This is a genomic window from Streptomyces sp. NPDC048424 (assembly GCF_040651555.1).
Classification (GTDB): domain Bacteria; phylum Actinomycetota; class Actinomycetes; order Streptomycetales; family Streptomycetaceae; genus Streptomyces.
In genome coordinates, this window is the sequence record NZ_JBEZKE010000013.1 from 1 (window position 1) to 21,837 (window position 21,837).

Below are 21,837 nucleotides of genomic sequence, written 5' to 3' on the forward strand. Positions count from 1 at the left end.
CGAACGCACTGCCGCCGAGCTCTCCGACCTCCCGACACGTTCGACGTCCGAGGAGACACCCCGGCGCGCGCCCGGCCCCGTCACAACCGGCCCCCGCCGTACCCGGCCCGAGCGGCGCAGCCGACCGGCTCACCCCTGCCGAACCGCCGGAGGCAACCCGCAGTCACCCGACCCCCTCACCCCCGCCCCAGCAGGACCGTGCCCGATGAGCAGAACCAGCCGCCCGTGCCCGAGGCGAGGGCGACCCGCGGGAGGCTGCCGTCGGGTTTGGTGACCTGGCCCGGGCCCGCCTCGCCGCGGAGTTGGCGGACCGCCTCGACCAGCAGGAACAGGCCGCGCATGCCGGGGTGGCAGGCCGAGAGGCCGCCGCCGTCGGTGTTGACGGGGAGTTCCCCGTCGCGCAGCAGCCGGCCCTTCTCCACGAACGCCCCGCCCTCGCCCTTCGCGCAGAAGCCGAGGTCCTCCAGGGTCACCAGGGTCATGTAGGTGAAGGCGTCGTAGATCTCCGCGAGGTCCACGTCCGCCGGGGTGAGGCCGGCCCGCTCGAAGGCGATGCGGCCCGAGACCGCCGCCGGCGAGACCGTGAAGTCCTCCCACTCCGACATCGTGGTGTGGGAGACCGACGTGCCCGAACCCAGGATCCAGACCGGCTCCTTCGCCGTGTCCGGCACGTAGTCCTCCGCCGCCAGCAGCACCGCGCAGCCGCCGTCCGAGCGGATGCAGCAGTGCAGCTTCGTGAAGGGGTCCGCGATCATGTCGGAGGACAGGACCTCGTCCACGGTGATCGGGTCCCGGAACATCGCGTCCGGGTTGGTCGCCGCGTTCGCCCGGGCCTGTACGGCGACCGCGGCGAGCTGCTCCAGCGTGGTCCCGTACTCGTGCATGTGCCGGCGGGCGGCCATCGCGTACTTGGAGATCAGCGTGTGTCCGTACGGGACCTCGAACTGGAGCGGTCCCCGCGCGCCGAACGAGAGGTTCGAGGTGCGCCGGCGCGCCTTGATGTCGGCGCGCGCGGTGGAACCGTAGACCAGCAGGACGGCGTTGGCGTGTCCCGCGGCGATGGCGTCCGCCGCGTGGGCGGCCATGACCTCCCAGGTCGAGCCGCCCACCGAGGTGGAGTCGACCCAGGTGGGGCGCAGGCCGAGGTACTCGGCCACCTCGACGGGCGCGAGCGTGCCGAGGCCGGCGGAGGCGAGGCCGTCGATGACGGAGCGGTCCAGGCCGGAGTCGGCCAGGGCGCGCCGGGCGGCCTGCGCGTGCAGGGCGTACGGGGTGGGGCCGTCCACCCGGCCGCAGTCCGAGAGGGCGACGCCGACCACCGCGACCCTCCGGCGGGCGCGGGAGGCGGTTGCGGGCGTGAGTCCAGGCATGGGAAGTCCAGGCATGGGAAGGACGGTATATCTGACGTATCGTCAGATGCTAGAGGGTCGGGCCCTCCTCCGCCCCCGCTCCCGGCGTCGCCGGCGCCCGCAACCCGCCCTCGCCGCCCCCTGTGCATCTGCCGCCGCCGGGCCTAACATGACGGCCCGTCAGATACGCCCCCGGCCGCCGCCGGGCGGTGCCCCCAGGAGGAGCCAGACGATGGATGCCGCCTTCACCGCGGAGCAGGCCGAGATACGCCGCACCCTGCGCGAGATCCTGGGCAAACGCTGCGGCCCCGACGAGGTCAAGGCCGCGGTCGGCACCGCCGCCGGACACGACCGCGAGCTGTGGCAGCAGCTCGCCGAGCGGCTCGGGCTGCCCGGCCTCGCCATCGCCGAGGAGTACGGCGGCGTCGGCTGCACCGCCGCCGACCTGGCCCTGGCCTGCGAGGAGACCGGGCGGGCGCTGCTGCCCTCGCCGCTGCTGGCCACCGCCGCACTCTGCGCGCCCCTGATCACCGCCCTCGGCACCGACGCCCAGCGCTCCGCGCTGCTCCCGCCGCTCGCGGCCGGCGGGCTGACCGCCGCCCTCGCCGTACCGGGCCCGGCGCTGGCCACCGCACTCGCGCTGACCGGCGACGACAGCGCCGGGCACTGGTCCGGCGGCGGCCGCGCGGGCGGGATCCAGGCCCGCGCCGACGCCGCGGGGACGGGCTGGCGGCTGTACGGGGAGGCCGCCCAGGTGCTCGACGGGCACAGCGCCCCGCTGTTGCTGGTCGCGGCGCACACCGGGGGCTTCGCCCGCAGCCGTACGCTGCTGTTCCTCGTACGGGAGGACGCGCCCGGGCTCGTACGGTCCCGGCAGGCCGTCCTGGACGAGACCCGCCCGCAGGCCAGGATCCAACTGCGCTACGTCCCCGCCGAGTTGCTGGGCGGCGAGGAGGGCGACGTGGTGGGCGCCCTCGCCGCCACCGGACGCACCGCATCCGCCGTGCTCGCCGCCGAGGCGGTCGGCGCAGCCGGGCAGGCCCTCGCCCGCACCGTCGAGTACGTACGCCAGCGCGAGCAGTTCGGCCGGGCGATCGGCTCCTTCCAGGCGGTCAAGCACCGGCTCGCCGACCTCTACGTACAGGTGCAGGCGGCCCGCTCGGCCGCCTACTACGCCGCCTGGGACCCGGACCAGGGTGGCCTCGCCCTCGCCCAGGCGCTGGAAGCCCTGCGGGTGACCGCCGGCGAGGCGATCCAGCTGCACGGCGGCATCGGCTTCACCTGGGAACACGACGCACACCTCTACTTCAAGCGCGCGGCCGCCGACGAACTGCTCTTCGGCCCGGTGCACCGGCTGCGGGCGCACGCCGCGGACCGCGCGGGCCTGTTCGCGGCCCCGGCCGCGGACCCTGCCGCGCCGCCGGTGGCCCCGGCCCCGGCTCCCGCCACGGCCGCTCCCCCCGTCCCGCCCGCCCCGCCCGTCCCGCCCGCCCAAGAGAAGGTGGCCGTCTGATGGCTCCCGTGGCACCCGGCGTCAAGCTGATGCAGAAGGTCTCCTCGACCATGCTCTTCGCCAAGATCGCACCGCACTTCATCCCCGCCCTGGACAAGGCGGTGCACAAGCTCACCCGAGGCAAGGTCATGCTCAGCGCCCAGATGCTGCCGGGCGTGATCCTCACCGCCAAGGGCGCCAAGACGGGCGAGCCGCGCACCACCCCGCTCGCCTGCATGCCGGAGAACGGCGGCACGAGCTGGGTCCTGATCGGCTCCAACTTCGGCCGGCCCGGGCACCCGGCATGGACCGGGAATCTGCTCAAGCACCCGGACGCGGACGTGAGTTGGCAAGGCCGGGACATTCCCGTACGGGCCCGGCTGCTGGCGGGGGAGGAACGCGCGGCGGCATGGCAGGCGGTGCTGGGGTTCTGGCCGCCGTACGCGACGTACCAGGCGCGCATCGAGCGCGAGATCCGGTTGTTCCGCCTGGAGCGCCGCTGATCCCAGGCGGTCGTGCACGCCCGCGCGAAGCACGGGCACGGGAGGTGCCGGCGACGCGAGGCCGCCCAAGGCGGCGGACCCCGGAAGGGATCCGCCGTTACTTGGTCGGCTTCTTGCCCGTGATGCCGAGGTGGACGAGCAGCGCCAGGTTCGGCTTGAGCTCGGCCTGCTTGACACCCCAGGTCTGGAAGCCCTTCTGGTGCGAGGCGACCGCGGCCAACATCGCGACCAGCGAACCGGCCATCGCCGCGGGGCTGACGTCCTTGTCGACCTTGCCCTTGGCCTGGAGCTCCTTCATCGACTCCGTCAGGGAGTTGGTGACCGAGTTCAGGATCTTCATGCGGATCTTGTAGAAGCGCTTGTCGCCCTCGGCCGCACCGAGGTCGACGACCCGCAGGATCGCGTCGTTGCGGCGCCAGAACTCCAGGAAACCCTCGACGAGTTCCTCGGCGGCGGACCAACCGGACTTGCCGACCCAGGTCCGGCCCTCGACGAGCGACGTCAACTGCGCGCCCTCGGTGGCCATTTGTTCGGCGATCTCCAGGACGGCGCCCTCGACGTCCGGGAAGTACTGGTAGAAGGTCGCGGGGGAGGTACCGGCCTTGCGGGCGACGTCGATCACTTTGACGTCGCGGTACGGCGAGGAGCTGAGCATCTCGCTGAGGCAGTCGAGCAGCTTCTGCCGCGTCGCCTGGCCGCGCCGGCCGGCGACACGCCCGTCGACGGTGCGTACTTGTCCTGTCATGCCGTCAGCTTACCGAGGGGTGATCGGCGCGCTATTCGGCCGCCTGCAAATGGGGTTACGGGGTCCCTGGCCTGGGTGGGAGGCGGTCCGAAGCGTCTCGGTGGCGGATTTCCGGACGGCCCGGGCCCGGGCGCGCCCCGGGTGCGCCCCGTGGTCGCGGCCCGGGCGTGTCGCCCTGATCCGCGAGGTTTCCCCCGAATAGTCTTATCAACAGGCTGTGGACAAGTTTTCGGACGGATCATGGCTGAGAGGGTTGGGAGGGTACACACCCCCGCACAACGGAAGGAACCGGGCCCATGGCCGCATTCGCGGAAGGCGCACCCTGCTGGGTGGACGCCTCGCTTCCGGACGTCGAGGCGGGCAAGCGCTTCTACGGCGAGCTGTTCGGGTGGACCTTCGCGGACAGTGCGGGCGCCGAGTACGGCCACTACACGCAGGCCTACAGCCGCGGCCGCAACGTCGCCGCCCTCGCCCCCAAACCGGACGGCCGGATGCCCACCGTCTGGGGGGTCTACCTCTACACGACCGACGCCTACGCCTGTGCCCAGCGCATCCGCGCCGCCGGCGGCCAGATGGTGATGGACCCGATGCCGGTGGGCCCGTACGGCACCGCCGCGATGGCCGCCGACCCCGGCGGGGCCGTCTTCGGCCTGTGGCAGCCCGGCACCCACCACGGCTTCGAGGCCCAGCAGGAGCCGTACACGTACTGCTGGAGCGAGGTCTACACGCGGGCCCGCGACGCCGTCGACGTCTTCTACGCCAAGGTCTTCGGCTACGTCCCGCAGGACCAGGACGACGCCGGAGTCGAGTACCGCATCTGGTCCCCGCCCGGCGGGGCGCCCGGCACCGACACCGCCGTCCTCGGGCGCAGCCTGATCACCGACGCCTTCCCGGAGATCATGCCCGCGCACTTCCTCGCCTACTTCGCGGTCCCGGACTGCGACCAGTCCGTCGCGATGGTCCAGCGGCTCGGCGGCCGGATCACCGCCGACCCCTTCGACACCCCGTACGGGCGGATCGCGGTCGTCGCCGACAACCAGGGGGCGGTCTTCGGGCTGCTGTCGGAGCCCCGGACGAAGCCGGACGCGTAGGCCCCGCGGCCCCTTCGCCGAGCAGATCACACCGCGCTGCCCGACGTGCCGGGGCCGGACCCGGCCCGGGCCTGACAGAATCGGGGTTGCGCGACCCGGGCGGCGCCCGGAGTGAGACGCTGCACGGGGCCCAGGGCCCCGTGCCGGTGGAAGCGGGCCCGGCGAGGGCCCGTACGGGGAGGTGTGGAGGCGAGTGGTGGAGCAGCTGACGCAGCACGACCCGAGACGGATCGGCCCCTTCGAGGTGCTGGGACGGCTCGGCGCCGGCGGCATGGGGCTGGTCTATCTCGCGCGGTCCGCGTCCGGACGGCGGGTCGCGATCAAGACGGTGCGCACCGAGCTCGCCGAGGACCAGCTGTTCCGGGTCCGCTTCACCCGCGAGGTGGAGGCGGCCCGCGCCGTGTCCGGCTTCTACACCGCGGCCGTGGTCGACGCCGACCCGCGCGCCGCCGTGCCGTGGCTGGCCACCGCATACGTCCCGGCGCCCTCCCTGGAGGAGATCGTCAACGAGTGCGGGCCCATGCCCGCCCAGGCCGTACGGTGGCTCGCGGCCGGCATCGCCGAGGCCCTGCAGTCCATCCACGGCGCCGGCCTCGTGCACCGCGACCTGAAGCCGTCCAACGTGCTCGTCGTCGAGGACGGCCCGCGCGTGATCGACTTCGGCATCGCGAGCGGGGTCTCCAACACCCGCCTGACCATGACGAACGTCGCCGTCGGCACCCCCGCCTACATGTCGCCCGAGCAGGCGAAGGACTCGCGCAGCGTCAAGGGCGCCAGCGACGTCTTCTCGCTCGGCTCCACCCTCGTCTTCGCCGCCACCGGGCACCCGCCGTACCACGGGGCGAACCCGGTGGAGACGGTCTTCATGCTGCTGCGCGAGGGACCCAACCTGGAGGGGCTCCCCGAGGAGCTGCGGCCGCTGATCGACTCCTGCATGCAGATGGACGCCACGCAGCGGCCGACCCCGGCCGACCTGCAGGCGCAGCTGGCCCCGCACCTGTTCGACGGCGGAGACGACAGCGGCACCGCGTCGGCGTGGCTGCCCGCGCGGGCCGTCGCGATGATCGAGGCCCGGCGCGCGGGCAACCGCACGCCCGCCGCGGTGGTGCCCGCACCCGCCCCCGGCCCCGGCCGGGACGCCGGCTCCGGCGGCCCCGCCTCCGCGGGCGCCACGCACCGCCGCCAGCGCGGTGGCGCCGACCCGTGGGTGGACCCGCGCACCGGGCAGGCCGTACCGCAGCGCCCGCACCGCCCGCCGATGTCCCCGGCGCCCTCCGGCGAGCCGGTGCGCCTGGGCGGCTCGCCCGTGCCGATCGGGCCCGGGCCGCGCGCGGGCTCCGCGTCCGCGCACGCCCCCGTCGCGGACTCGGCGACCGGCTGGGTCCGCCCGCCCGGCGGCGCGGTCGCCGTCACCCCCTCCGCGGTGGCGGTACCGAGCCCGAGCACGGGCCCGGCCCCGGACAGCGGCCGCTGGCGCCCGTGGCGCTTCCGCATGTCCAACGAGGTCTGGGGCACCCCGACCGTCGCCGGCAACCTGCTCTACGTCACCTCCTTCGAGGTCCACGCGCTGGACGTGGCGAGCGGCCGCCGCCAGTTCAAGACCCGCGACGTGGCCTGGTCCATGGCCGTCTCCGACGGCCGGATCCACGCCTCCGACGGCCCCTCCCTCTACGCGCTCGACGCCTCCGACGGCTCCGAGCGGTGGCGGCTGTCCGCCGACGCCTGGGTGTACGCGCTGCGCGCCGACCGCGGCACGGTCGTCACCGCCACCCGCGGCGGCGGCGTACAGGGCTGGGAGGCGTCCAGCGGCCAGAAGCTGTGGGAGCTGACCGGAGCCCAGAGCGACTTCGAGACCCCGGAGGCGGCCCCCGTCCTGCACGACGGCACCGTGTACGTGTGGCAGGACGCCCGGCTGCGCGCGCTCGACGCCCGCAGCGGCCGCGAGTCCTGGTCGTACCCGGTCGGCGACGCGGCCTCCTGCGGGAACGTGCCCGTGCGGGTCACCCCCGCCCCCGACGGCAACGTCTACATCGCGGCCGGCACCCGGGTGCTCTCCGTGGACCGGGCCTCGGGCCGGGTCCGCTGGCACTTCGAGGCCCCCGCGGTCTTCCTGGCCGCCCCGGCCTTCGCCCCCGGCGCGGCCGTCACCGGCGGCGGGGTCTACCTCGTGGACTACCTGGGCACCGTCTACGCCCTCGACGCGGCGACCGGCCACGACCGCTGGCGGATCGCGACCGAGTCCCGGCAGTCCTCGGACCCGGTGGTCGTCGCGAACGGCAACGTGCACCTGGGCGCGGGCAGCGCGCTCTACACGCTCGACGCGGTCACCGGCACCCCGAAGTGGCGGTTCGCGGCGGGCGGCGAGATCACCGGCCTGCCGGCGGTCGCGGACGGCCGCGTGCACTTCGGCTCCGCCGACCACTGCCTCTACACCCTGGACGCGGCGGGCGGTCAGCTCCGCTGGAAGCTGGCCACGGGCGGCGAGATCACCGGCGCGCCGGTGGCGGAGGCGGGCGTGGTGTACGCGTGCAGCAAGGACCGCTGCGTGTACGCCCTGGACGCGGCGAAGGGGACGGGCACCCGGACCAGCGGCTGACCTGCCCGGAGGCGGGGCTGCGGCCCCGCCGGGTAGCGCACCGCACCGGGAGTGACAGGATGGACCCCATGAGCGACAACGTCTACTTCGACATCACCATCAACGGCGCCCCCGCCGGCCGCATCGTCTTCGCCCTCTTCGACGAGGTCGTCCCGAAGACGGCGCGCAACTTCCGCGAGCTGTGCACCGGCCAGAACGACTACGGCTACGCCGGCTCGGGCTTCCACCGCGTCATCCCCCAGTTCATGCTGCAGGGCGGTGACTTCACCAACCACAACGGCACCGGCGGCAAGTCCATCTACGGCGAGAAGTTCGAGGACGAGAACTTCCAGCTGAAGCACGACCGCCCGTACCTCCTGTCGATGGCGAACGCCGGCCGCAACACCAACGGCTCGCAGTTCTTCATCACCACGGTCGTCACCTCGTGGCTCGACGGCAAGCACGTCGTCTTCGGCGAGGTCGTCGAGGGCAAGGAGCTCGTGGACCAGATCGAGGCCCTGGGCACCCAGTCCGGCGCCCCCAAGGGCAAGATCGAGATCGCGTCCTCGGGCGTCGTCAAGGCCTGATCAGCACCCTCCCGCCCGGCCGGCCGGCCCCGCCCCCACCCGGGGGCCGGGGCCGCCGCCATGTCCACGCCGTGCCGGCCGTCCGGGCTACGGGTGGTTCCGGGCGGCGGCCGTCACAGCTCGTTCGCCGGGGGGCCGGGTGCGGGGCCGGGGCGGGTGCGGCGCGGGGGGCGGCCGCGCATGACGGCGGCGCCCAGGAGGATCAGCGCGCCGGCGCCGTAGGCGTTGGCGAGGCCGTCACCGAGGCCCTGGCCGTCACCGCCCACCGAGAGGCTTCCGGCGGCCTGGCCCTGGCGGACCGTCCACAGGACGGCGAAGCCGAGGACGATGACCCCGGCCAGCGCCATGAGCAGGCGCGAGCGGAGCACGACCGCGGCCAGCGTCAGGGCGGCCGCGAAGACGAAGGGGAGCAGGAGCGAGCCCAGCAGGGCGGCCTTGTGATCGGTGATCCCGGCGGCGGTGAAGAGCTCCTGGACGCGGTAGTCCCGTCCGTGACGGCCGTCGTACCAGGCACGGAAGGGGCTCCAGACGGCGGCCGCCGCTCCGATCAGACCCATCAGCGAGCCGAGTAGGTTGCGGATCATGCCCGGCCCTTCGAGAGAGGGGTCTCGATCCCGACGCTACGCCCGGCGCCTGTGGCGCGCATGCGGGGGCGGTCGGACGGAGTCCGGCCCAGCGGCCCGAAGCCGCTGAGGCCCCCTGGGGCCGAGGGGTGCGAGGGGTGCGTTGAGGAGCGGTCGCTACGCCCGGCGCCTGTGGCGCGCATGCGGGGACGGTCGGACGGAGTCCTTACGCCCCCCTTACGTGGCGCGCTTCGGCTGGTAGCGTGGCCCGCCGTTGCCCAGGGGGAGGAGATCTGGCCATGGTGGCTGGGCGTCGTATCAGGTTCACCGCGGTGCTCGTGGCCGTCGTGTTCGCACTGACCGGGTTCTCGTCGCACGGCGGAAGCAGCAGCAGCGGGAGCAGCGGCAAGAGCAAGAGCAAGAGCAGCAGCAGCGGGGGCGGCTGCTCCAGCTCCAAGAGCAAGAAGAAGAAGGGCCACGGCAACGGGAGCAGCAGCAGCCCGACGCCCTCGGCGAGCGCGACGTCGGCGCCCGCGCGGGCCGTGCTCGTCAGCTGCGTCGGCGCGGACGGCAAGGGGGCGACCGTCCAGGTCACCTCCACCGTGGACACCGAGCGCACCGTGCGGGTGCCGGTGACCTACAGCGGTGCGAACGGTGCGACCGTCGACGCCGGCTCCGTGAAGGTCACGCTCAAGGCGCGCGAGAGCCGGACCGTCGTGGTCCCGATGACAGCCCCGGGCAAGGCCGCCGAGGTGAAGAACTGCCTGGTGGGAGCGGTGGATCGGGCGTAGGCCACGCCCGGCCCGGCCCGGCCCGCCCCGCCCGCCCTCACCGCACCCGCGGCTCCGCCGCCCCGCGCCGCGCCGTGAACAGCTCCGCCTGCCGCTCCGGTGCCAGGTTCCCCAGCGCGATCAGCGCCGGGGCCTGGGCCAGGGCCTGCTGGAGCGCGGCCTGCTTCGCCGACCACAGCGCCCGTACGGTGCCCTGTACGGCCTCCGTCGGGAAGCCGGCCAGGGTCTCCGCCGCCCGCAGGGCCGCCGGGAGCAGCCCGTCGGGCGCGGTCAGCTCCGAGACGAGCCCGATCTCGTGGGCCCGGCGCGCAGAGAGCCGTTCCGCCGTGCCCATCAGGGACATCCGGGCGGCCTCCCCGAAGGGCATGCGCTGCGCCATGTAGACGGCCTCGTAGGCACTGACCATGCCGTACGTCGTGTGCGGGTCGAAGAACGTCGCCGTATCGGAGGCGATCAGGAACTCCGCCTCGCCCAGCAGGTAGAAGGCCCCGCCGCAGGCCATGCCGTTGACGGCGGCGACCACCGGCTTCCACAGGTCGCCCGCCTTCGGGCCGATCGCGATCAGCGGGTCGTCGGTCGAGTACGGGGACCCGGGCTGCGGCACCTCCACGGCGCGGTCGATGCCGGTGCAGAAGGCGGCCGTCCCGGCGCCCGTGAGCACCACCGCCCGCACCTCCTCGGCGAACCGGAACTCCCGCCACACCGCGCTCAGTTCGTCCGCCGTCGCCAGGTCGATGGCATTGTGCTTGCGCTCCCGGTCCAGGGTGACGACCGCGACCCCGGTCGCCTTGTCCCGCTCCACCCGTACGGTCACGACTTCTCCAGCAGCCAGCGCGGCACGGCCATCCCGCCGATCTCGGTGAAGGCCACCTGTACCCGCGCGCCGATGCGCAGCCGGGCCGGGTCCATCGAGTCCAGCGGGGCGTCGGCCGAGGTCACCAGGTTCCCGGCGAGCCGGATGTGCGGGGCGTCGGCGAGCTCCACGAGGACCACGTTGTACGGGGCCTGCGCGGCGTACGCGGGCAGCAGTGGCGGATGCGGCCGGACGTAGGACCAGATCCGGCCGCGGCCGCTCATCCGGCGCCACTCGCTGTCGAAGGACCTGCAGTGCGGGCAGCAGGGGCGGGGCGGGAAGCGCAGCCGCCCGCAGGAGGCGCAGGCCTGGACGCGGAGCTCGCCCTGTGCGGCGTACTCCCAGAAGGGGGCGCCGTCCTCGTCGGGGACCGGCAGGAGCAGTTCGGCCGCGGCCTCGGCGGCGGCTTCGGATGTGGTGGTCATCGGTCGGTCAGCTCCTCAGCAGGATCGCGGACGTCGGGACACCCTCGCCCGCCGTCACCAGGCAGGTCGCGGCGTCCGGCACTTGGGCGGTGGAGATGCCGCGCAGCTGCTTGACGCCCTCGTTGATCAGGTTGAAGCCGTGCACGTAGGCCTCGGACAGACCGCCGCCCCCGGTGTTGATGGGGAGCCGGCCGCCCATCTCCAGGGCCCCGCCCTCGGTGAAGGCGGCGCCCTCGCCGCGTCCGCAGAAGCCGTAGCCCTCCAGCGAGAGCGGGATCAGCGGGGTGAAGGCGTCGTAGATCTGGGCGACGTCCACGTCCTGCGGCCCGAAGTCGGCCTGCTTCCACAGGTGGCGGGCGGCGGTCCAGGCGGGCCCGGAGAGCGGGTCGTCGTTCCAGTAGTTGACCATGCCGTGGTGCTGGGAGGGCAGGCCCTGGGCGACGGAGTGGACGTAGACGGGCTTCTGGCGGCAGTCGCGGGCCCGCTCGGCGGAGACGATCACGCAGGCCAGTGCCCCGTCGGTCTCCAGGCAGTTGTCGAAGAGGCAGAGCGGGTCGCTGATCATGCGGGAGGTCATGTACATCTCGCGGGTCAGCGGGCGTTCGTACATCATCGCGGCCGGGTTGGCGTTGGCCCGGTTGCGGCAGGCCATGGCCACGTTGAAGAGGTGGTCGCGGGTGGCGCCGTACTCGTGCATGTAGCGGCGGGCCAGCATGCCGATCTCGTCGGCGGGGCGCAGCAGCCCGAAGGGGCGGGTCCACTGGCCGGGGGTGGGCAGCTGGACGGCCGTGTTCTTCCAGGGGCGCGGGCCGGAGCCGCGTTTGCGGGAGCGCCAGGCGACGCCGACGGTGGCCTGGCCGGTGGCGACGGCGGAGGCGAGGTGGCCGACGGTGGCGCAGGAACCGCCGCCGCCGTAGCCGATCTTGGAGAAGAAGGTGACGTCGCCGGCGCCGATGGCCTTGGCGACCTCGACCTCGTCGGTCTCCTCCATGGTGTAGGAGGAGAAGGCGTCGACCTCGGAGGGGTCGATGCCGGCGTCGGCGAGCGCGGCCAGGATCGCCCGGCAGGCCAGTTCCTTTTCGGACTGCGGCAGTTGTCTGGCAAAGGCGGTCTGCCCGATGCCCACTATCGCCGTAGCGTCCTTGAGCGTTGCCGCCATCGCCACCTCCGGGGTGCGCCAGTACTGACAGCCGCGAAGGCTACAGCTAATCTGACGGATAGTCAGCTACTGGGTTCGCGGGAGGATGACACGCATGGGCGACGACGCACGCGCAGACCTGCGCTGGGGCAGCATCGCGGGGCTCGTCCGGGCGGCAGCGGTACGGTACGCCGACCAGGAGGCCGTCGTCGACGGCCGCGTCCGCATCAGCTACGCGCAGCTCGGCGAGCGCGTCGAGCGCGCCGCGGCCGCCTGCATCGCCGCCGGGGTCGAGCCCGGCGACAGGGTCGCCGTCTGGGCCCCCAACACCCTGGAGTGGATCGTCTCCGCGCTCGGGGCCGTCTCGGCGGGCGCGGTGCTCGTGCCCCTCAACACCCGCTTCAAGGGCGCGGAGGCGGCGTACGTCCTCCGGCGCAGCCGGGCCCGGCTGCTCTTCGTCACCGGCACCTTCCTCGGCACCTCCTACGTCGCCTCCCTGCGCCGGGCCGCCGGCGAGGGCCCCGGCTCCGGGCCGCTGCGCGGACTGCCGCACCTGGAACAGGTCGTCGTCCTCGCCGAGGATGCCCCCGAGTCCTTCCGCACCTGGAAGGACTTCCTCGCGGGCGGGGACCGCGTACCGGCCGGAGCGGTCCGCGAACGTGCCGCGTCCATCCCCTCCGACGCCCCCTCCGACATCATCTTCACCTCCGGCACCACCGGCAGTCCCAAGGGCGCCGTCATCACCCACGCCCAGTCCCTGCGCTGCTACGACGTGTGGTGCGAGCTCGCCGGACTGCGCGAGGGCGACCGCTACCTGATCGTGAACCCCTTCTTCCACACCTTCGGCTACAAGGCCGGGATCATCGCCTGCCTGATGCGCGGGGCCACGATGGTCCCGCAGCCCGTGTTCAACGTGGACACCGTCCTCGCCAACGTCGCCGCCGAGCGGATCTCCGTACTCCCCGGGCCGCCCACCCTCCACCAGTCCCTCCTCGACCACCCGCACCGCGACCAGCACGACCTCTCCGCCCTGCGCCTGGTCGTCACCGGCGCCGCCGTGGTCCCGCTCAGGCTCGTCGAACGGCTGCGCGGCGAGCTGCACATCGCCACCGTCCTCACCGCGTACGGGCTCTCCGAGGCCAGCGGCATCGTCACCATGTGCCGGCGGGGCGACCCCGCGGAGATCATCTCCGAGACCTCCGGACGGGCCATCCCGGACACCGAGGTGATGATCGTCGGCGCGGACGGGACGGCGCGGCCGACGGGCGAGGCCGGCGAGATCCTGGTCCGCGGCTACCACGTCATGCAGGGCTACTTCGAGGACCCCGACGAGAGCGCCAGGGCGATCACCCGGGACGGCTGGCTGCACACCGGCGACGTCGGGTTCAAGGACGCGCACGGCAACCTGCGCATCACCGACCGGATCAAGGACATGTTCATCGTCGGCGGCTTCAACGCCTACCCCGCCGAGATCGAGCAACTCCTCGGCCTGCACCCGGACATCGCCGACATCGCGGTCGTCGGGATCCCCGATCCGCGCCTGGGCGAGGTCGGCAAGGCGTACGCGGTCCGCCGCCCCGGCTCCACGCTCACCGCCGACGACCTGATCGCCTGGTCCCGGCGGGAGATGGCCAACTACAAGGTGCCGCGGGCGGTGGAGTTCGTCTCAGAGCTGCCGCGCAACGCGAGCGGCAAGGTGCTCAAGCGCGAGCTGCGGGCCCGCTAGCGGGCGTACGAGCCGAGGCCGATCAGGCAGTACACGTACTGGTTGAGGACGGTGGCGCCCCGCGTGTAGCGGTAGGAGAACGCGTACTGCGTCTTGGGATTGGAGTTGCAGCGGTCCATGTCCGAGGTGCCGGGGATGCTCTCGATCACCTTGTAGTGCGCGTCGGACGCCGAGCAGGAGACCTCGTCCACGCCGGTGACGGTCTTCGGGGTCGTCGAGTCCGGCAACTGGCCGTTGAGGCAGGTGCCCCGGTCGAAGGGGCTCGGCTCCGGGGTGGGTTCCGGAGCCGGAGCGGGTGCCGCGCTGTACGGGGTGGGCGCGGGGTTCGGGGCGGTGGTGGGCTCCGCGGACCACGGCGTGGAGGAGGGAGGGGACAGCGCGCCGGTCGAATAGGTCGGGGTGGGGGAGGCGGAGTTCTTGCCGTTGTCGTCGTGGTCGTTGTTCACCGCGATGAAGACGACGACGATCACGGCGGCGACCAGCAACGCCGCGAGGCAGCCGCGGCCGTTCGCCAGGGAGGACTGGCCGGGCTGCGGCGCGCCCGCGCCCGCACTGCTGGTCGCGCCGACGGCACCGGTCGCGAACGCGGCTCCCACCCCGGCTGCCGCTCCGGTTCCCACCGAGGTCTCCGCGTCGGCCCTCGAGACGCGGATGCGCAGCAGTAACTCCTGGTCCCCGACGCGGGCCCGGACGAGGTCGCCGTTGCGGCAGGACGGGATGCGCAGCCGGGCCGGGCCGGACGGCAACAGAACGGGGAGGATCACCCCGTGGGAGGCCTGCTGAGGGGTGATCGTTATGGGCATTTCCTGCGACGACACCGGCTGCTCCAAAGGGTGAGGGTGGTGCGGTAGCGCGCTGCCTGACGGACCCTCGCCGATTGTGTCGCGTGCACCGGTGGTGACGCAGCGATTCCGCTAGGTAGGGCGGCGGGCCAGTACCAGCCGCCAGCGGGGGGCGCCCCCGTTCTGCCGCCCGAAGTGCTCCAGCGGCACGGTCTCCACGGTGAAGCCGGCGGCCTCCAGGTCGCGGCGGACCCCGCTGAGCGGGAAGGTCCGGTAGTACATGACGAACGACGGCCGCCACACCGCGTTGCGCACCCGCATCGCGGCGTCGAAGCCCGCCGCCACCCACCACACCGGGGAGCTCGCCGGGATCGGGGCGCCGATCGGGAAGGCGAAGACCCCGCCGGGGCGCAGGGCGCGGTGCACCCCGGAGAAGAGGGCGGGCCGCTCGGCCGGGAGGAAGTGGCCGAAGGCGCCGAAGCTGACCGCCAGGTCGTACGAGTCCCCGAGCGCGGGCGGCAGCGCCCGCGCGTCGGCCCGTACGAAGTCCACGCGCTCGTCCGGGTGGGCGCGCCCGGCCTCGGCCAGCATGCCGGCGCTGAGGTCCACCCCGGTCACGCGGTCCCGGCAGAGCCTGCGCAGCATGCCGATCGCGGCGCCGGTGCCGCAGCAGACGTCGAGCCCGGCGCCGAAGGAGCCCTCCCGCTGGGCGAGGGTCTCCTCCACGGCGTCGAGCATCCGGTCGGGGGTGCGGAAGGGCGTGTGGTCGAACTTCGGCGCCAGCAGGTCGTAGCCCCGCTCGATCGAGGAGAGGCCCTGCACGGCGAGTTCGCGGACGCTCGGCCCGTGGGAGGAAAACACACCCCCAGCGTATGCCGCGGCCCGCAGCCCGGTGCGGACCCGCGGACCCCGGACGCACGCGTGCGGCGGTCGCGGTGGCTCCCCCTCCGGGCCACCGCGACCGCCGTTCCCCCGTTGAATCCCCCGTACGTCTTGCGTTCTTGCGTGGTGCGTCTGCGTCCTGCGTCGTGCCGCGTGCGTGTTACGGGCGCGGGCCGGACGCGTGGTTGTCCAGCGTCTGGATCTCCTCGGCCGGCGTCGGCGGAGCGGGAACCGGAGCGGGAGTCGGGTCGAGCGGCTTGATCTCGATGCCCGAAGCGTGGTTGTCCAGGGTCTCGACGTCGACGCCCGGGGCGTGGTTGTCGAGCGACTTGCCGTCGCCGTCGGTCGGCAGGATGTTCTCGTTCGTCGTCATCGGTTCTCCTGGTGGATGGGTGGGGCCCGCTCGGCGATTCCCCCGATGACCGCCGAGCGGGTAGTCCTCCAACCGACCCGGGTGCCCCCCGACGCGCCGGGTCGATGCACCTATCGTGCCGAGCGGCGATAAACGAACGATGAACGCCTCGTTCAACGGGCGTCGTCGCAGGTCAGGCCGCGATCTCCGAGGCTAGCAGGGCCTGCACCTCGGCCAGTTCAGCGGACCCCAGCTGCCGGAAGACGGCCTCCGCGTCGCGCCAGCACGCCCGCGCCCGGTCCGTCTGGCCCAGCCGCCGCAGCGCCTTGCCCAGCACCGTCAGCACGGTGGCCCGGCGCCACTCCCCGCCGATGCCGCGCAGGGCGATCGCCTGCTCGGCGTGCGAGGCGGCCAGGGTGGGCCGGCGCGCCGCCAAGTGGGCCACGGCGAGCCGGAAGTGGGTCACGCCCTCCCACAGCGGCTGCCGGTTCTCGTGGAAGAGGGACAGCGCCTCGGTGAGCTGGGCGAGGGCCTCGCCGAGCCGGCCGGCCTGGGTGAGCGCGATGCCCAGCGCGTAGCGGCCGTTGGCCAGGCGCAGGGTCAGGCCCATCCGGTCGTAGATGGCGATGCCCTGCTGGGCGAGGTCTATGGCGCTGGAGAGGCGGCCCAGTTCCACGTGGATGCGGGAGAGGTTGCACAGGGCGCTGGCCTCGCCGACGTTGTTGGCGTCGGCGCGGAAGCCCTCGATGGCCTCCAGCAGGTAGCGCTCGCCGTCCGCGTGCCGGCCCTGGTAGAGGGCGATGATCCCGCGGTCGTTGGGCGCCCAGCAGCTGGGCAGCGGGTCGCCTGCCTCACGGGCGAGCACGGTGGCCCGGGCGGCCTCGTCGTCGGCTTCGGCGAAGCGGCCCGCGACCAGGTGGACGTTGGTGAGGGTGGTGCGGGCGCGCCCCTCGGCGTACGGGTCCTTGGCGGCCTGGGCGGCGTCGCGCAGGGCGACGGCGGCCGATTCGTACTGCCGGGAGTTGGCCCCGGACTCCGCCAGGTCCTTCGCCGCCCACAGCAGGTCCACGGCCCGCCGCAGGACCAGCGTCTCGCCGCCCCGTACGGCGGCCTGCCGTACGCACGCCAGCAGCGGGTCGGCCTCGGCGTACAGCCAGTCCAGGGCGGCGCGCGACTCGGCGAAGACCAGCCCGGGGTAGTGGGTGTCGGACAGGTGCGCGGGCAGCCGGTCGCCGGGGCGTTCCAGGGCGTACACCCCGGAGGCGGTGGCCAGGTAGAAGTCCAGCAGCCGGTCCAGGGCCGCCTCGCGCCCGCTGGGCGGCTGCTCGTCGCGTTCGGCGCAGGCACGCGCGTAGAGGCGTACGAGGTCGTGGAACCGGTAGCGGCCGGGGGCGGCGGATTCGAGCAGGGAGCAGTCGACTAAAGCTTCCAGGAGGTCCTCGGTGTCGTACTCGGGGAGGTCGAGTACGGCGGCCGCCGCCGAGAGGGAGATGTCGGGGCCGTCGGCGAGGCCGAGGAGGCGGAAGGCGCGCTGCTGGGCGGGTTCCAGCTGGCCGTAGCCGAGCTCGAAGGTGGCTTTGACGGCGAGGTCGCCGGCCTGGAGCTCGTCGAGGCGGCGGCGCTCGTCGCCCAGCTTGGCGGCGAGGACGGAGACGGTCCAGGTGCGGCGGGCGGCGAGCCGGGAGGCGGCGATGCGGATGGCGAGCGGCAGGAAGCCGCAGGCGCCGACGACGTCGAGGGCGGCCTGGCGTTCGGCGCGCACGCGCTCTTCGCCGACGATCCGGGTGAAGAGCTGGAGGGCTTCCTCGGGGCTCATCACGTCGAGGTCGACGAGATGGGCGCCTGCGAGGCCCGCCATGCGGACGCGGCTGGTGACGAGGGCGGCGCAGCCGGCGGTGCCCGGCAGCAGCGGGCGGACCTGGGCGGCGTCGCGGGCGTTGTCGAGCAGGACCAGGACGCGGCGGCCGTCGAGGGTGGAGCGGTAGAGCGCGGCGCGGTCGGCGGGGGAGTCGGGGATGGCGGTGTCGGGGGTGCCGAGCGCGCGCAGGAAGGAGCCGAGGACGGCCTCCGGTTCCGCGGGGCGGGCCTCGGTGCCCTGGAGGTCGACGTAGAGCTGGCCGTCGGGGAAGTGCGGGCGGGCGGCGTGGGCGACGTGCACGGCGAGGGTGGTCTTGCCGACGCCGCCGATGCCGGCGAGCGCGGAGACGGCCATGACCTGGTCCTGGGCGCCGCCGGACAGGATGGCGCCGAGCTCGTCGACGAAGCTGGAGCGGCCGGTGAAGTCGGGCACGGTCGCTGGCAATTGGGCGGGCCTCACGTGGACGGTCGCGGCGGCCGGGGCCGGGTCCTCCGCGCGGGCGAGATCGGCGTCGGCGTTCAGGATGCGCTGCTGGAGCGCGGCCAGTTCGGGGCGCGGGTCGACGCCGAGCTCGTCGGCGAGGAGGCGTCGGGTGTCGGCGTAGACGGCGAGGGCCTCCGCCTGCCGGCCGCTGCGGTACAGGGCGAGCATGAGCAGCTCGCGCAGGCGTTCCTGGAGCGGGTGGGCGGCGGTGAGGGCGGTGAGCTCGGAGACGGCCTCGGCGTGGTGGCCGACCTCCAGGTCGAGGTCGAGCCGGGTCTCCAGCAGCTGGAGGCGCCATTCGGCGAGCCGGGTGCGCTCCGTCTCGGCGTGCGGGCCGGGGACCCCGGCGAGGGGTTCGCCGTCCCAGAGGTCGAGGGCGCGGGCGAGGAGCGTACGGGCGAGGGTGCGGTCGCCGGCGGCGCGGGCGGCGTCGGCGTCGGCGGCGAGGCTGCGGGCGACGCCGAGGTCGAGGGTGGCGGCGGAGCGCAGCCGGATGGCGTAGCCGCCGGACTCGGTGACGAGCAGCCCGGGGGCGACGACCTTGCGCAGGCGGGAGGCGTACGTGCGGATGGTGGCCAGGGCCTGTTGCGGCGGGTCCTCGCCCCAGATGGCGTCGATGAGCTCCGGCGCGGTGGCGGTGCGGCCGTCGCGCAGCAGGAGGACGGCGAGCAGGGCGCGCTGCTGGGGGGTGCCGGAGGGCAGCGGTTCGGCGCCGCGCCAGGCGCGGACGGGGCCGAGGACGGCGAAGCGGGACTCGGCGGGGGTGGCCGTGGTGGCCGGAGCGGCGGGAGCGCCAGGGGTGGCCGGAGCGGAAGGGGTGGTGGCCGTGGCGGCCGTGGCGGCGTCCGGGGTCGGGCGCGGGGCCGGGCGTTTGGACGTGGTGGTGGGCCGGGCTCCCTCGGGGTGCTTCCGCGGGTGCGGGATGGCCGGTACGCCGTCCATCTGTCGTCCCCCTGCCTTCCGTTCGGTGTAAGGGTCAGTCTGCCCTGTCTTGCGCGTACACGTCAGCCCGTCCATGGCCGATCACAGACCAACTAGCTGACGGTTCGTCAGATCGGCGCTACGGTATGAGCCATGGAGACCTTCCCGAAGATCATCTCGGTGGACGACCACACGGTTGAGCCCCCCCACGTCTGGCGGGACCGGCTCCCGTCCAAGTACCAGGACACCGGTCCCCGCGTCGTCCGCGCCCCCTTGAAGGAAATGACCTTCCTCGGCGGCAAGTTCGCCCCCGTCATGGGGGCCAAGGGCGACGACGGCCCGATCGGCGACTGGTGGGTGTACGAGGACCTGCACCGGCCGCTCACCCGCCTCGACACGGCCGTCGGGTACGACCGCGACGAGATCAAACTGGAAGTCATCACCTACGAGCAGATGCGCCCGGGGTCCTTCTCGGTTCCCGACCGCCTCGCCGACATGGACGTCAACCACGTCCAGTCGGCCCTGTGCTTCCCGACCTTCCCCCGCTTCTGCGGCCAGACGTTCACCGAGGCCAAGGACCGTGAGCTGGGACTGCTCGGCGTACGGGCCTACAACGACTGGATGGTGGAGGAGTGGTGCGGCCCCGAGGCCCGCGGCCGCCTCATCCCCCTCACCCTGATCCCGCTCTGGGACGCCCGCCTGGCCGCCGCGGAGGTCCGCCGCAACGCGGCGCGCGGCGTGCGCGCGGTCGCCTTCTCGGAGATACCCCCGCACCTGGGCCTGCCGTCCATCCACACCGACGAGTGGGACCCCTTCCTGGAGGCGTGCAACGAGACCGGCACGGTCATCGCCATGCACATCGGCTCCTCCTCCCGGATGCCGTCCACGTCCGCGGACGCACCGCCGGCGGTCGGCTCCACCATCACCTTCGCCAACTGCTGCTTCTCGATGGTCGACTGGCTGATGAGCGGCAAGTTCGAGCGCTTCCCCAACCTGAAGATCATGTACGCGGAGGGCCAGATCGGCTGGATCCCGTACATCCTCGAACGGGCCGACGTGGTCTGGGAGGAGAACCGGGGCTGGGGCGGCGTCGCGGACAAGGTGCTGCGCCCGCCGTCGGAGCTCTTCGCCGAGCACGTCTTCGGCTGCTTCTTCGACGATGCCTTCGGCCTGAAGAACCTCGACTCGATCGGCGTCGGCAACGTCCTCTACGAGACGGACTACCCCCACTCCGACTCGACCTGGCCGAAGTCCCGCGAGGTCGGCGAGGCCCAGATGGGCCACCTGGCACCCGACGTGGTGGACCGCATCGTGCGCGGCAACGCGATCGACCTGCTGGGGCTCACCCCGGACGGCCTGTGGGCGGGCCCGGGGGCGTAGTCCACGGCCGGGGGCGGCCGGTGGCGGCCGGGGGAGCAGGGGAAGGCGGCGGGCCGCGCCTACGGTTGCCCGGCTCCCGCGTGGTGCGTGCCGGCGCCGAGCGGCCCCGGTCCCCGCCCCGCGCCCGTCCCCGCCCCCGGCCGCGCCGCCACTAGCAGCAGCGCCACGGCCAGGCCCGCCGCCGTGAGCACCGGCAGCAGCACCCGTACGTCCACGACGGCCACCAGCGCGGCTCCGAGCGCCAGGGCCAGCGCGTTCGGTACGAAGATCAGGGTGTTGGCGGTGGCGGCCGCGCGGCCCAGCACGGCGTTCGGGACCTCGCGCTGCACCGCGGTCAGCGCGGCGACCAGCACGCACGGCAGCCCCGCGCCGATCGCCGCGCTGCCCGCGAGGGCCGCCGCGTCGTACGGCAGTGCCCTGGCCCCGGCGCCCAGCGCGAACAGGGCCGCTCCCGCGGCCGTGAACACCCGCTCCGGCATCCGCCGCAGGAGCGGGCCCGCCACCAGCCCGCTCAGGACCGAACCGGCGCCCTGCACCGCGTACAGCACCCCCACGTAGGTGGGCGCGTGCCCCAGCACGCCGTCGGCGACCGCGTAGATCACCGCGCCGTTCAGCCCGGCCAGGAACATCACCGCGGCGCCGGCCAGGACCAGCGGCCGCAGCACGGGCGAACCCCACACGTGCCGCCCGCCCTCCCGCACCCCCGCGAAGCCGCCGGGCGCCGCGATCCGCTCCGGTTTCTCCTCGCCCACCCGCAGCAGGGCGAAGATCCCTGCGGCCAGGGCGAACGTCACCGCGTCGAGCAGGGCCACGGACGCCCCGCCGTACCGGACGAACAGGACCGCGCCCAACAGCGGCGCGAGCAGCTTCACGCTCTCGTTGGCCGTCATCCGCAGCCCGTTGAAGTCCCCGAGCAGCCGGCCGTCGACGGCCTGCGGCACCAGGGCCGCCTCCGCCGCCTCGTGGAGCGTGCCGCAGACCCCGTACACCAGCAGGACGGCGAACAGCAGCCACACCCGGTCCGCCGAATCGAGCAGGAGCAGTACGGGCAGCAGCGCGGCCATCACCAGGCAGGCGCCGACCAGGAGGGCCCGCCGCGGCAGCCGGTCGGCGACCGCCCCCAGCGCCGGCCCGGCCAGCACCGGCGCCCACAGGGCGAACACCGTCAGCGCCGCGAGGGCGTCCGAACCGGTCAGCGACTTCACCCAGATCCCGGACGCCAGCCACATCGCGGTCGTGCCGACCCCCGACACCACCACCCCGGCGAGAAAGAGCCCCGCATTGCGGTCCCGCAGGACCCGTCCCGCTCCCCAACCACCCATCGCACCAGCGTCGGCCTGA

The 21,837-nt window shown here is 73.8% G+C and carries 19 protein-coding genes; 8 read left to right on the forward strand and 11 right to left on the reverse strand.

Annotated elements, in window-relative coordinates:
• Nucleotides 1-176: 176 nt before the first annotated feature.
• Nucleotides 177-1,370, reverse strand: a complete 1,194-nt coding sequence (locus tag AB0D29_RS19705) for an acetyl-CoA acetyltransferase (RefSeq protein ID WP_362855691.1) — start codon at nt 1,368-1,370, stop codon at nt 177-179.
• 211 nt (nt 1,371-1,581) lie between these two features.
• On the opposite strand from AB0D29_RS19705, the gene AB0D29_RS19710 reads away from it, so the two are divergent.
• Both AB0D29_RS19710 and AB0D29_RS19715 read left to right on the forward strand, forming a co-directional pair.
• On the forward strand, nt 1,582-2,862 hold the full coding sequence (locus AB0D29_RS19710) for an acyl-CoA dehydrogenase family protein (RefSeq protein WP_362855693.1): 1,281 nt from the start codon (nt 1,582-1,584) through the stop codon (nt 2,860-2,862).
• Nucleotides 2,862-3,344: a nitroreductase family deazaflavin-dependent oxidoreductase gene (locus AB0D29_RS19715; protein WP_362855695.1), complete on the forward strand. Its 483-nt coding sequence runs from the start codon at nt 2,862-2,864 to the stop codon at nt 3,342-3,344. The genes AB0D29_RS19710 and AB0D29_RS19715 overlap by 1 nt, the downstream gene beginning before the upstream one ends.
• Nucleotides 3,345-3,441: 97 nt before the next feature.
• On the opposite strand, the gene AB0D29_RS19720 is transcribed toward AB0D29_RS19715, so the two are convergent.
• On the reverse strand, nt 3,442-4,089 hold the full coding sequence (locus AB0D29_RS19720; protein ID WP_362811166.1) for a TetR family transcriptional regulator: 648 nt from the start codon (nt 4,087-4,089) through the stop codon (nt 3,442-3,444).
• A gap of 296 nt (nt 4,090-4,385) precedes the next feature.
• Between AB0D29_RS19720 and AB0D29_RS19725 the strand changes: the two genes are divergently transcribed.
• From AB0D29_RS19725 to AB0D29_RS19735, 3 genes are all read left to right on the forward strand, one after another.
• Nucleotides 4,386-5,180 (forward strand): VOC family protein, encoded by a 795-nt coding sequence (locus AB0D29_RS19725; protein WP_362855696.1) that lies wholly within the window; start codon nt 4,386-4,388, stop codon nt 5,178-5,180.
• Nucleotides 5,181-5,373: 193 nt separating this feature from the next.
• Nucleotides 5,374-7,776 carry a PQQ-binding-like beta-propeller repeat protein gene (locus tag AB0D29_RS19730; protein WP_362855698.1) on the forward strand — a complete coding sequence of 801 codons (2,403 nt, stop codon included), beginning with the start codon at nt 5,374-5,376 and terminating at the stop codon, nt 7,774-7,776.
• 68 nt (nt 7,777-7,844) lie between these two features.
• Nucleotides 7,845-8,342 carry a peptidylprolyl isomerase gene (locus tag AB0D29_RS19735; RefSeq protein WP_362855699.1) on the forward strand — a complete coding sequence of 166 codons (498 nt, stop codon included), beginning with the start codon at nt 7,845-7,847 and terminating at the stop codon, nt 8,340-8,342.
• Nucleotides 8,343-8,455: 113 nt separating this feature from the next.
• On the opposite strand, the gene AB0D29_RS19740 is transcribed toward AB0D29_RS19735, so the two are convergent.
• Nucleotides 8,456-8,926 (reverse strand): hypothetical protein, encoded by a 471-nt coding sequence (locus AB0D29_RS19740; protein ID WP_362855700.1) that lies wholly within the window; start codon nt 8,924-8,926, stop codon nt 8,456-8,458.
• Nucleotides 8,927-9,204: 278 nt separating this feature from the next.
• Here AB0D29_RS19740 and AB0D29_RS19745 point away from each other — a divergent pair, with 278 nt between their 5' ends.
• On the forward strand, nt 9,205-9,696 hold the full coding sequence (locus tag AB0D29_RS19745; RefSeq protein ID WP_362855701.1) for a hypothetical protein: 492 nt from the start codon (nt 9,205-9,207) through the stop codon (nt 9,694-9,696).
• 37 nt (nt 9,697-9,733) lie between these two features.
• On the opposite strand, the gene AB0D29_RS19750 is transcribed toward AB0D29_RS19745, so the two are convergent.
• The 3 genes from AB0D29_RS19750 to AB0D29_RS19760 are packed head-to-tail and all read right to left on the reverse strand — an operon-like array spanning nt 9,734 to nt 12,133.
• Complete coding sequence (locus AB0D29_RS19750; protein ID WP_362855702.1) at nt 9,734-10,510, reverse strand: enoyl-CoA hydratase/isomerase family protein; 777 nt, start codon at nt 10,508-10,510, stop codon at nt 9,734-9,736.
• Nucleotides 10,507-10,974, reverse strand: a complete 468-nt coding sequence (locus AB0D29_RS19755; protein WP_362855703.1) for an OB-fold domain-containing protein — start codon at nt 10,972-10,974, stop codon at nt 10,507-10,509. The genes AB0D29_RS19750 and AB0D29_RS19755 overlap by 4 nt, the downstream gene beginning before the upstream one ends.
• Nucleotides 10,975-10,981: 7 nt before the next feature.
• Nucleotides 10,982-12,133 carry a lipid-transfer protein gene (locus tag AB0D29_RS19760; protein WP_362855704.1) on the reverse strand — a complete coding sequence of 384 codons (1,152 nt, stop codon included), beginning with the start codon at nt 12,131-12,133 and terminating at the stop codon, nt 10,982-10,984.
• Between the two features lie 94 nt (nt 12,134-12,227).
• On the opposite strand from AB0D29_RS19760, the gene AB0D29_RS19765 reads away from it, so the two are divergent.
• Entirely contained in the window at nt 12,228-13,838 is a 1,611-nt protein-coding gene (locus tag AB0D29_RS19765; protein WP_362855705.1) for a FadD3 family acyl-CoA ligase, read from the forward strand.
• Here AB0D29_RS19765 and AB0D29_RS19770 read toward each other — a convergent pair.
• From AB0D29_RS19770 to AB0D29_RS19785, 4 genes are all read right to left on the reverse strand, one after another.
• Nucleotides 13,835-14,656 carry a hypothetical protein gene (locus AB0D29_RS19770; protein WP_362855706.1) on the reverse strand — a complete coding sequence of 274 codons (822 nt, stop codon included), beginning with the start codon at nt 14,654-14,656 and terminating at the stop codon, nt 13,835-13,837. The two genes, AB0D29_RS19765 and AB0D29_RS19770, sit on opposite strands and share 4 nt — an antisense overlap.
• A 96-nt stretch (nt 14,657-14,752) precedes the next feature.
• Nucleotides 14,753-15,481 (reverse strand): methyltransferase domain-containing protein, encoded by a 729-nt coding sequence (locus AB0D29_RS19775; RefSeq protein WP_362855707.1) that lies wholly within the window; start codon nt 15,479-15,481, stop codon nt 14,753-14,755.
• Between the two features lie 181 nt (nt 15,482-15,662).
• Nucleotides 15,663-15,875, reverse strand: a complete 213-nt coding sequence (locus AB0D29_RS19780; RefSeq protein ID WP_362855708.1) for a hypothetical protein — start codon at nt 15,873-15,875, stop codon at nt 15,663-15,665.
• A 172-nt stretch (nt 15,876-16,047) separates the two neighbouring features.
• Complete coding sequence (locus tag AB0D29_RS19785; protein WP_362855709.1) at nt 16,048-19,137, reverse strand: BTAD domain-containing putative transcriptional regulator; 3,090 nt, start codon at nt 19,135-19,137, stop codon at nt 16,048-16,050.
• 132 nt (nt 19,138-19,269) lie between these two features.
• Here AB0D29_RS19785 and AB0D29_RS19790 point away from each other — a divergent pair, with 132 nt between their 5' ends.
• Complete coding sequence (locus AB0D29_RS19790) at nt 19,270-20,496, forward strand: amidohydrolase family protein (protein WP_362855710.1); 1,227 nt, start codon at nt 19,270-19,272, stop codon at nt 20,494-20,496.
• 59 nt (nt 20,497-20,555) lie between these two features.
• On the opposite strand, the gene AB0D29_RS19795 is transcribed toward AB0D29_RS19790, so the two are convergent.
• On the reverse strand, nt 20,556-21,818 hold the full coding sequence (locus AB0D29_RS19795) for an MFS transporter (RefSeq protein ID WP_362855712.1): 1,263 nt from the start codon (nt 21,816-21,818) through the stop codon (nt 20,556-20,558).
• Between the last annotated feature and the right edge of the window lie 19 nt (nt 21,819-21,837).